Source organism: Nocardioides sp. LHD-245, assembly GCF_030929495.1.
Classification (GTDB): domain Bacteria; phylum Actinomycetota; class Actinomycetes; order Propionibacteriales; family Nocardioidaceae; genus Nocardioides.
This window is the reverse complement of the sequence record NZ_JAVFWN010000031.1, coordinates 1-9,748: the sequence shown is the minus strand read 5'-3', so window position 1 is coordinate 9,748 and position 9,748 is coordinate 1. Positions and strand designations below refer to the sequence as shown.

Here is a 9,748-nt window from a genome sequence, read left to right as displayed (position 1 = left end):
GCTCTGCCGCCACCACCACACACTGATCCACCACACCCCCTGGGCCGTCCACATCGACCTCGACACAGGTCAACCCGTCTGGACCCCACCACCCCGCGCCACCCTCACCTCACTCCACGACAAGATCACCTACCACCCCGCCCGACCACGCGCCGCCTGAGACCGGCCGGGACGAAACCTTGGGGTGTGACCCTGACGCCCGACGCCGGGCGGATTCCTAGCGTGGCCGCATGGTCTCCCCACGCCTGCGCCCATGCCTGCGCCGTGCCGCCGTCCTCCTCGCGACCGGGCCACTCGTCGTACCCGCGGTGCTCGCAGCGTCCCCGGCGACCGCGTTCCCGGCCCTGGCCAAGCCCGCAGCCACGGCCACTCCGGTGACCGTGGCCGAGCAGGCCGGCAAGGCGATCGTGAGGTTGAAGCTGGCGAAGAAGGCACCGCGGAACCTCACCCTGTCCTGGTCGACCGTCGCCGGCTCGGCGAAGGCGGGCAGCGACTTCAAGGCGGCCCGCGGCAGCGTCACGGTCAAGAAGGGCAGTAGGGCCGCCAAGGTCAAGGTGGCGATCCTCGACGACACGGTGGCCGAGCCGACCGAGACCTTCTCCGTCAAGGTCAAGGGAGCCGCGAAGGTGCGCCCGGCGAAGGTGCCGGTCACGATCCTCGACGACGACGGTCCCGGCGGCTCGGGCCCGGGTGGCCCCGGCGGCCCCGGCGCCACCCCCTTCCCGCAGACCATCGCGGGGACCGTTTCCGGCACCACCAAGACCGCGGTCTTCAGCGGGGGCACGGTGCCCGACACCCTGCACGTGGAGTGGAGCGGCACCATCACCTACGTGTTCGAGCCCAACGACCCGGTCCTGGGCACGCCCTGGGCGGACCAGCAGGTGCACTACGCGGTCCAGGCCGCGACCGTGAACTGGACCGCGAGCGGTTCCTGCACCGGCACGGGCACCCTGACCGGGCCCCAGCTCACCGGTGCGTTCACGGTGGACGTCACCGCCGCCGGCACCGGGTACGACGAGGACCCGGCCGCCTGGGACTACGCCCTCTACCTCGCACCGGTGAACACCAGCGCCGGCAACATGCCGGTGTCCTGCGGCGGCAGCCCGAGCAACGCCGCCGGCCGGGTCGGCCAGGGCGGCTTCGGCGGGGCCCTCGTCTACAACGGCCACGCCACGCCCGAGCAGCCGGTGAGCAACCGGGTGTCCCCGGACCGCTACGCCTACGCCGGCACGGCGAACCCGCCCACGCTGACCTACGACAACACCTGGAGCCTCAGCGGCAGCGGCGTGGCGGCGTACCCGCCCGCGGGCTGAGCCACCCGGCACCTGAGGACAGCCGACCGGCACCTCAGGCGGAGGTGGTGAGGGGTGCCCGGTTCCTAGCGTGGTCCGCATGACGATCCTCCTGTCCGATCCCCGCGTCCGTGCGGTCCCCGTCGTCGAGTGCGGGGAGCCGCTGGTCCGGCTCCCGCGGGACCTCGCGCCGGCCGGAGCCCTGGTGCGGGCCGGGCTGGCGCAGCGGCTGGTCGCGGCCGACCGGGCGCTGCCCGCCGGCATCCGGCTCTGCGTGGTCGAGGGCTTCCGGCCGGTGGAGGAGCAGCGCGCCATCGTCGCGTCGTACGGCGCCGAGCTGGCCGCGCTGCACCCCGGCATCGGCGACCGGGCGCTGGAGCGGCTGACCAGCCGGTTCGTGGCACCGGTCGACGTCGCGCCGCACGTGGCCGGGGCGGCCGTCGACCTGACCCTGGTCGACGTCTGCGGCGACGAGCTCGACCTGGGTACCCCGATCGACGCGACGCCCGAGCAGAGTGACGGCCGGTGCTGGTTCGCCGCGGCTGGGATCGGGCCCGACGCCCGGGCACACCGCACCCTGCTCGCGAGCGTGCTCGAGGCGCAGGGGCTGGTGAACTATCCGACGGAGTGGTGGCACTGGAGCCACGGTGACCGGTACTGGGCACTGATGACCGGTGCCCCGCAGGGGCTCTACGGGCCCCTCGCCTCGGCCGTGGCGGCATGAACGGCGCGGGCCGCCTCGCCGTGCGGACGCGCGACCTGGTGCCGGGGACGCCGCAGCTGAGCGTCGACCTGGCCGCCGTCGCCCGCAACACCCGGACCCTCGCGGAGCGCACCGCCGGCGAGCTGATGGCCGTCGTCAAGGCCGACGGCTTCGGCCACGGCGGGGTCGACGTCGCCCGCACGGCACTGGCCCACGGCGCCACCCGGCTCGGCGTCACCAGCCTGAGTGAGGCGTGGACGCTGCGGGACGCGGGGCTCGTCGCACCGCTCCTCAGCTGGCTCAACCCGGTCGACGCCGACTTCCCTGCGGCCGCCGTCCGGGACGTCGACGTCGCGGTCCCGAGCCTCGCGCACCTGGCGGCGGTGGCCGAGGGGGCCGGCCGCAACCGCGTCCACCTCCACGTCGACGCGGGCATGGCCCGCGACGGCGCCGAGCCGGAGGAGTGGGCGACGCTGTGCCGGGCCGCGCGCCGCGCCGAGGTCCGCGGACAGGTCGAGGTCGTCGGCGTGATGGGCCACCTCGGTTGTGCCGAGGAGCCGGCCGACGATTGCAACGCGCTCGGCCGCACCCGCTTCGCCTGGGCCGTCGAGGTGGCCCGCGGCGCCGGCCTGCGCCCCCGCGACCGCCACCTCGCCGCGACGGCCGCGACGCTCACCGACCCGCGCGCCCACCACACCATGAGCCGGGTGGGTGCCGGCCTGGTCGGCATCGACCCGTCTAGGACCACGGACCTGGAGCCGGCGATGACGCTGACCGCGCCGCTGACCCAGGTGCGCCGGGTCCGCGCCGGCACTCCCGTCGGCTACGGCCACGCCCACCGCACGACCCACGCCACCCACCTCGGCCTGCTCCCCCTGGGGTACGCCGACGGCCTGCCGCGCGCCGCGTCCGACCGGGCCGAGGTGCTGGTCCGCGGCACCCGCCGCCCAGTGGTGGGCCGGATCTCGATGGACCAGGTGGTCGTCGACCTCGGCCCGGCCGGCGCGGAGGCGGGGGAGAGCGTCACCGTCTTCGGTCCCGGTGCCGACGGCGAGCCCACGGTGGCCGAGTGGGCCGCCTGGGCGGACACCATCGAGCACGAGATCGTCACCGGCATCGGGGCCCGCGTCCCGCGGCGGACCCTGGCCGCGCCGTACCTCAGGCGGCTGGCATGAGGACCCGGGTCGCCGTCATCGGCGGCGGCGCGAACTGCGAGCACGACGTGTCGGTCGCCTCCGCCGCCTCGGTCGCGGGGGCGCTCGATCCGGCGGCCTACGACGTCGTCCCGCTCACCATCGGCCGGGACGGCACCTGGCGTGACCGCGGCCTGCGCCCGATCGGGCTCAGCGGCGCGGCGCAGGTGCTGCGCGGCTGTGACGTCGTGTTCCCCGTCGTGCACGGTCCGCGTGGCGAGGACGGCGCGCTCGCCGCGTTGTGCGAGCTCGCCGGCCTGCCGTACGTCGGCAGCGGCATCCGTCCCGGCGCGCTGGCCATGGACAAGTGGGCCACCAAGCTGGTCGCGCAGGCGGTCGGCATCGCGACCGCACCCGGCGTCCTGGTCACGTCCGCCACCGCCGCGCACCTGCGCTGGACCCACCCGGTGGTGGTGAAGCCGGTCGCGGCCGGCTCGAGCCAGGGCGTGAGCCGCGTCGACGTACCGGAGGCGCTGGCGCCGGCCCTGGACGCCGCCTTCGCCCTCGACGACCGGGTCCTGGTGGAGGACCTGGTCGTCGGCCGCGAGGTCGACGTGGCGGTGCTGCGCCGGACGGACGGCTCCCTGTTCGTCCCGCCCGCGCTGGAGATCGTGACCGACGGGATCTTCGACTACGACGCGAAGTACGGCGGGCACGCAGACTTCCGGATCCCGGCGGCGCTGACCGACACCGACGCGAAGGCGCTGCAGGACGCGGCGACGGGAGTCTTCGAGGCGCTCGGCTGTGCCGGTGTCGCCCGGGTCGACTTCTTCCTCACCGAGGCGGGCCCGGTGCTCAACGAGGTCAACACGATGCCCGGCATGACCGAGCACTCCCAGGCCCCGCGCATGTTCGCCGCCGCCGGCATGACCTACCCGGACCTGCTCGACGAGCTCGTCCGCGGCGCCCACCGGTGAGGCTGCCACGTTCGAGTGTGATTCCCTTGCGGGGACACGCGCTCACCTACCTGGCAGGAGGTCCGGCCATCGCCGCGCTGACCGGTGTGCTGATCCTCGCCTGCCGGGGCCGGGGCCGGGGCAGGTGGTCGAGGCGACCGGCCGGAGCCGAGGTGGCGGCGTGAGCCGCGCGGTGCGCTGGCTGCCGGACCTGCTCGCCGGCGTCGCGGCCTTCCTGGTCGGTCTGGTCGAGATCAATCGTTACTACTACGTGGAGGTGTGGCCCCCGCTCGTCGTGATCACGGGCGTCGCGGTCGCGGTCGGGCTGTCCCGGGCGCTGCCCGGCGCCGCGCTCGCCGTCGCCTGGTTCACCGGACTGCTCCAGATCCTCACCGGCGTCGACCCGATGGTGACCGAGGTGCTGTTCGTCGTCGTCGCGTTCGGGTGCGCGCGGTGGGGGCGGCTCCCGACGGTGTGGTTCAGCGGGTTGTCCATCCCCGCCGGCGCGGTCATCGCGGTGGCCTGGCTCTCGCCGTACACCTTCTACGAGGGGCTCGAGAGCCTGGGCGTCGGCGGCCTCGCGGAAGGGGCGTACCGGGCCGGCGGCTACGGCGTGCGGGCGACCTCGGGCATCCTCGCCATCGCCCTCCTCGCGACCCCCTGGCTGCTCGGACTGGCGCTGCGGTTCGCCTCCCGGTCGCAGGACTCGCGCCGCTCCCAGGTCGCCGCCGAGGCGCAGCGCGACCAGGCCGAGGAGATCGCGCGGCTGCGGGAGGAGCAGGCCCAGCTGGCCCGTGACGTGCACGACGTCGTCGGCCACTCCCTGGCCGTGATCCTCGCGCAGGCCGAGTCCGCGCAGTACCTCGAGGACGCCGACACCCAGGGCCTCAAGGTCACGATGGCCAATATCGCGACCTCGGCGCGCTCGTCCCTCGACGACGTCCGGCAGGTGCTCGCCTCCACCGCGCAGCAACCGGGCCGGACCGCGCCCGTCGCCCAGCACGCCGACCTCGACAGCCTGATCGAGGGCGTGCGGGCCAGCGGGCACGAGGTGGTCGCCACCGAGATCGGCACGCCCCAGCCGATGCCGCCCGAGCTCGCCGTCGTGGCGTTCCGGGTGCTCCAGGAGATGCTCACCAACGCGATCAAGCACGGTCCGCGCGACCAGCCCGTGCACGTGGAGCGGCACTGGGCCGGTGGCCAGGGGGACGGCGATCTGCGGATCGAGGTGCGCAACGCGCTGGCCGCGGTGGCCGCCGCCGAGCCCGTGCTCGACGTGACCCACCCGATCGCGGTGCCGCTGCCGCCGCCCTCGTCCCGGCCTCCTGCCGCCGGCGGCCAGGGGCTGGAGGGCATGCGCCGCCGGCTCGAGGCGGTCGGCGGTCGGCTCGACGTACGCCGGCGCAGCGACCCGCCGACGTTCACCGCGACCGCCTGGGTGCCGGTGCGGGCGCGATAATCGCGGGTGTGAGCGAGTCGATCAAGGTCCTGCTCGTCGACGACCAGGAGCTGTTCCGCGAGGGCGTGCGGGTGATCGTCGACGCCCAGGAGGGGATGGGCGTCGTCGGCACGGCGGCCGACGGCGTCGAGGCCGTGCGGCTGGTCGACGAGCTCGCGCCCGACGTGGTGCTGATGGACATCCGGATGCCCGAGATGGACGGCGTCGAGGCGACCCGCCAGATCTTCCTGCCCGACCGCACCGCCCGGCGCGAGCGCCCGGTACGCGTGATCGTGCTGACGACGTTCAACCTCGACGACCGGGCCGCGACCGCCATCCGGTACGGCGCCAGCGGGTTCCTGCTCAAGGGCACCACGCCCGTGATGCTGCGCGACGCGATCCGCACCGTCCACGCCGGCAACGCGGTGCTCGCCCCGGCCGACCTGTCCACTCTGCTCGACAGCCAGTTCACGGTGGCCGCGGCCCCGCCGCCGGCGTACCTCGGCCTCACCGACAAGGAGCGCGAGGTCTTCGCGGCCGTCGCGAAGGGCCTGTCCAACCAGGAGATCGCCGGCCTGGTGTTCCTCAGCGAGTCGACCGTGAAGACCCATGTCGGCGCCATCCTGCGCAAGCTCGGCCTGCGGGACCGGGTGCAGATCGTGGTCTTCGCCCACGCGCACGCGCTGGTGGGGTGAGCGTGCCGAGCCGCCACGACATCGTCACCTTCCACGACCCGCCCGTCCCGCCGGGTGCCTCGCCGTGGGTCGACGGCACCGGGCCCAGCCCGGACGTCGCCGTCATCGCGCCGGATCCCGCGTGGCCGCAACGGTTCGACGAGGTCGCCGCCGCCGTGCGCCGCGCCCTCGGCTGGCGCGCCCTCGTCGTCGAGCATGTCGGCTCCACCGCCGTCCCCGGCCTGCCCGCCAAGCCGGTCATCGACGTGGACCTCGTGGTCGCGGACCCGGCCGACGAGGCGTCGTACGTCCCCGCGCTGGAGGCGCTCGGCTTCGTGCTGCGGGTGCGCGAGCCCTGGTGGTTCCAGCATCGGCTGCTGCGCGGCACCGCTCCGGTCAGCCATGTGCACGTGTTCGGTCCCGAGAGCCCCGAGGTCGTCAAGCACCGGATCTTCCGGGACTGGCTGCGCGGCAACCCCGAGGAGCGCGAGCGGTACGCCGCCGCGAAGCTCGCGGCGTCGGCGGCGTCGACCGCGGCGGGTGAGCACGGCATGCAGTACAACGCCCGCAAGGAGCGGATGGTCCGGGAGATCTACGCCCGGGCGTTCGCCGCGACCGGACTGACCTGATCGTCGGCGTCGTCCGTCCCCCGGGGCCGGGCTGTCGTCGTACCCGGCATCCGGGTCGTCCGGGAGCTGGATCAGCGACCCGAATGCCGGGTACGACACCCTCATCCGTGGATCTCGGACAGCACCCGCCGATGGTCGCGCGATCGGCGTACCTACAATCGCTGCCATGCACCGGGTCGTCGCAGCAGGAGCCTTCGTGGTGCACGTCCTGTTCGTCGGCTTCACGGTCATCGGCGGGTTCCTCGCCTGGCTGATGCCGTGGGTCTTCATCCCGCACCTCGCCGCCGCGATGTGGGGCGGGCGGATGGCCGCGACCGACGCGGCCTGCCCGTTGTCCCGCCTCGAGGACTGGGGTCGGGAGGGGTCCGGCCAGCCGCGCATGGACGAGCGCGGGTTCATCGCGCACTACCTGGAGGACCGGGTCTACCCCTCGCGCCTCGCCCGCCGGGTCGAGGTCGTCGTGGCGACGGTCATCCTCGGCTCCTGGCTCGGGTTCGCGATCCGCTGACGCCGGCCTGCGGGTCGGCGGCGACGCAGTCCAGCGCCGCCAGGTAGCCGAACACCAGCGCCGGTCCGATCGTCGCCCCGGGGCCGGCGTACGTGTGGCCCATGACGGCGGCGCTGGTGTTGCCCGCGGCGTACAGCCCCTCGATCACGCTGCCGTCCGCGCGCAGCGCCCGGGCGCGCTCGTCGGTCAGGATGCCGCCCTTGGTGCCGAGGTCGGCGGGCACCATCCGGGCGGCGTAGAACGGCGCCTTGGCGAGGACCCCGAGACTCGGGTTGGGCTTGTTCGTCGTGTCGCCGTAGTAGTGGTCGTACGCCGACTCGCCCCGGTGGAAGTCCGTGTCGACGCCCGCCCGGGCGAACCCGTTGAAGCGGTCCACCGTCCCCGCCAGCGCACCCGCCGGTACGCCGATCGCCGCCGCCAGGTCGTCGAGGCTCCCGGCTCGGGTGATCGCGCCGTCCGCCAGCCAGGACTTCGGGAGCGGGCGGCCGCCGGTGACCCCGGCGAAGAGGTAGCGGTCGCGGTAGGTCTGGTCGAACACCAGCCAGCACGGGAGGTTCTCGGCCGGGCCCGCCCCGGCGCCGTACCGGCCGCCGAACATGCGGTGCGTCGCCTCGACGTACGGCAGCGACTCGTTCATGAACCGCTCGCCGCGGGCGTTGACGATGATGCTGCCGGGCAGCGAGCGCTCCGCGAGTGCGAACCACGGGCCGCGGGGGAGCGGGATCGACGGCGCCCACCAGGCGTCGTCCATGAGGGCGGTCGCGGCGCCGACCGCGACCGCGGCCCGGATGCCGTCGCCGGTGTTGGTGGCGGCGCCGAGCGAGAGCTGCGGACCGGCGGGCTCGCGCTGGTGCTCCGCGCGCATCTCCGCGGAGTGGTCGAAGCCGCCGCAGGCGAGGACCACCCCGCGCCGAGCCAGGATCCGCTCGCCCGACGTCGTCCGGACGCCGGTCACCCGGTCGCCGTCGCGGATCAGCTCGGCGAGTGCGGTGTCGAGGCGCAGCGGCACGCCGAGGTCGCGCACACCGACGAGGAGAGACGACGACAGCGCGCTGCCGAGGCCGACCAGCCGTCGGCCGCGGAGCCGGGCGAACACGGTCCGCAGGCCGACCCGCAGCATGTGCAGCGGCCCGCGCCAGTGCCGCAGGCCGGTGCTGAGCCAGCGGTAGTCGGACTGCTTGACCACCACGTTCAGCGGCGCCTTCGTGTAGAAGGGCTGCATGGTCGCGGCGTCCGTACCGAGCCGCTTGGCGTCGAAGGGCCGCGGCTCGCACGAGCGCCCCCCGGCCCGGCCGCCCGGGGCCTCGGGGAAGTAGTCGGAGTAGCCGCGCACCCACTCCAGGTCGAGCGCCGAGTGCTCGGTGAGGAAGCGCAGCGCCTCGGCGCCCCGGTCGAGGTAGGTGTCGATCCTCGTCGGGTCGACCCCGGCGTCGGGGTCGACGATCGCGTGCAGGTAGCGGCGGGCGTGGTCGAGGTCGTCGGCCGGCAGGTGCCGGCGGAGTACGTCGTTGCCGGGGATCCACACCCCGCCGCCCGACCGGGCCGTCGTACCGCCCCAGGCTGGCGCCTTCTCCAGCACCACCGTCGACAGCCCGTGCGCGGCCGCGGTGATCGCGGCCGCCATGCCCGCTCCGCCAGAGCCGACCACCACCACGTCGTACGTCTCGCCGGTCATCGTTCACTCCTTGGTAGTCACTCCGAATATGGGAGTTTCTATCAACTTGTGGGACGGTCCGCAACGGAGAGGGTCGCCGGCGGGGCCGACCATCACGACGCCCGGGACCTTCGCCCCTACTGGCGGGGCGTTCTTGGTGGATTCTTGGCATTCCTGAGACAGGTGCTGCGGCCGAACCTAGGGTCCGGTGTCACGGGTCGACGCGGAGGGCGTCAGGGGGGGAGCCCGCGACGGAGTGGGCTGCTGAGAATGTCTTTTCGCCTTGATCGCCGTGTTGGTCTTCTCGCTCGTGCGCTGTCTGCCGTGCAGCGGCTTCGCCGAGGCCGTGGTGTACGGCAGCTGATGATTCCTGTCGTTCGTCTGGTGGTGCTGGCTCTGGTCGCCGGCGCGATGCCGGTCCTCGGGTTGTTGTCGCCGGGGAGCGCGCCGAGCGCTGCGGCGGCGACGCCTCAGGCGGTCGCGGCGCCGGTGACGAAAGATGCGGCTCCCCGGACGGCGGCGGCTGCTGTGCCGCCGGGGACGGGTGGGCTATTCGTGCCGACTGCGGGGCGCATCTATGACTCTCGGGACTCCGGGGTGCAGTTCAGTGGCGGAGTGTGGTGGCCATTCCAGGCGGCAGGTCTAGTGTCGCGTGTCGTTAGTTCTTGAACAGTTTGGATTCTGAAATCATGGGAGCATGGCGAATCGTCCTGCCCCTGCATTGGTGCTGCGTGATGGTGACCGGGAGAAGCTCGAAGGGT

Annotated in this window: 9 protein-coding genes; 8 read left to right on the top strand and 1 reads right to left on the bottom strand. The window is 73.9% G+C overall.

The annotated features are described in order from the left end of the window. Window positions 1–230 precede the first annotated feature (230 nt). The 8 genes from RB608_RS28125 to RB608_RS28090 all read left to right on the top strand — a co-directional run bounded on the left by RB608_RS28125 (window position 231) and on the right by RB608_RS28090 (window position 7,333). On the top strand, window positions 231–1,313 hold the full coding sequence (locus RB608_RS28125) for a Calx-beta domain-containing protein (RefSeq protein WP_308091414.1): 1,083 nt from the start codon (window positions 231–233) through the stop codon (window positions 1,311–1,313). A 79-nt stretch (window positions 1,314–1,392) separates the two neighbouring features. Beyond that, complete coding sequence (locus RB608_RS28120; protein ID WP_308091413.1) at window positions 1,393–2,016, top strand: M15 family metallopeptidase; 624 nt, start codon at window positions 1,393–1,395, stop codon at window positions 2,014–2,016. Further along, complete coding sequence (gene alr, locus RB608_RS28115; RefSeq protein WP_308091412.1) at window positions 2,013–3,170, top strand: alanine racemase; 1,158 nt, start codon at window positions 2,013–2,015, stop codon at window positions 3,168–3,170. The genes RB608_RS28120 and alr overlap by 4 nt, the downstream gene beginning before the upstream one ends. Continuing rightward, entirely contained in the window at window positions 3,167–4,105 is a 939-nt protein-coding gene (locus RB608_RS28110; RefSeq protein WP_308091411.1) for a D-alanine--D-alanine ligase, read from the top strand. The genes alr and RB608_RS28110 overlap by 4 nt, the downstream gene beginning before the upstream one ends. A gap of 160 nt (window positions 4,106–4,265) precedes the next feature. Next, window positions 4,266–5,543: a histidine kinase gene (locus RB608_RS28105; RefSeq protein WP_308091410.1), complete on the top strand. Its 1,278-nt coding sequence runs from the start codon at window positions 4,266–4,268 to the stop codon at window positions 5,541–5,543. Between the two features lie 8 nt (window positions 5,544–5,551). After that, complete coding sequence (locus tag RB608_RS28100) at window positions 5,552–6,217, top strand: response regulator transcription factor (RefSeq protein WP_308091409.1); 666 nt, start codon at window positions 5,552–5,554, stop codon at window positions 6,215–6,217. Continuing rightward, window positions 6,214–6,825, top strand: coding sequence for a GrpB family protein (locus tag RB608_RS28095; RefSeq protein WP_308091408.1), 612 nt, complete (start codon window positions 6,214–6,216; stop codon window positions 6,823–6,825). Before RB608_RS28100 ends, RB608_RS28095 begins: the two co-directional genes overlap by 4 nt. A gap of 166 nt (window positions 6,826–6,991) precedes the next feature. Continuing rightward, window positions 6,992–7,333 (top strand): DUF2784 domain-containing protein, encoded by a 342-nt coding sequence (locus tag RB608_RS28090; RefSeq protein WP_308091407.1) that lies wholly within the window; start codon window positions 6,992–6,994, stop codon window positions 7,331–7,333. Here the strand turns inward: RB608_RS28090 and kstD are convergent. Then, window positions 7,296–9,008: a 3-oxosteroid 1-dehydrogenase gene (gene kstD, locus RB608_RS28085; RefSeq protein ID WP_308091406.1), complete on the bottom strand. Its 1,713-nt coding sequence runs from the start codon at window positions 9,006–9,008 to the stop codon at window positions 7,296–7,298. The two genes, RB608_RS28090 and kstD, sit on opposite strands and share 38 nt — an antisense overlap. Between the last annotated feature and the right edge of the window lie 740 nt (window positions 9,009–9,748).

What these genes read in the sequence shown, in the direction of transcription:
- RB608_RS28125 (WP_308091414.1), top strand. Translation starts at nt 231, where the DNA reads ATGGTCTCCCCACGCCTGCGCCCATGCCTGCGCCGTGCCGCCGTCCTC.
- RB608_RS28120 (WP_308091413.1), top strand. Translation starts at nt 1,393, where the DNA reads ATGACGATCCTCCTGTCCGATCCCCGCGTCCGTGCGGTCCCCGTCGTC.
- alr (WP_308091412.1), top strand. Translation starts at nt 2,013, where the DNA reads ATGAACGGCGCGGGCCGCCTCGCCGTGCGGACGCGCGACCTGGTGCCG.
- RB608_RS28110 (WP_308091411.1), top strand. Translation starts at nt 3,167, where the DNA reads ATGAGGACCCGGGTCGCCGTCATCGGCGGCGGCGCGAACTGCGAGCAC.
- RB608_RS28090 (WP_308091407.1), top strand. Translation starts at nt 6,992, where the DNA reads ATGCACCGGGTCGTCGCAGCAGGAGCCTTCGTGGTGCACGTCCTGTTC.
- kstD (WP_308091406.1), bottom strand. Translation starts at nt 9,008, where the DNA reads ATGACCGGCGAGACGTACGACGTGGTGGTGGTCGGCTCTGGCGGAGCG.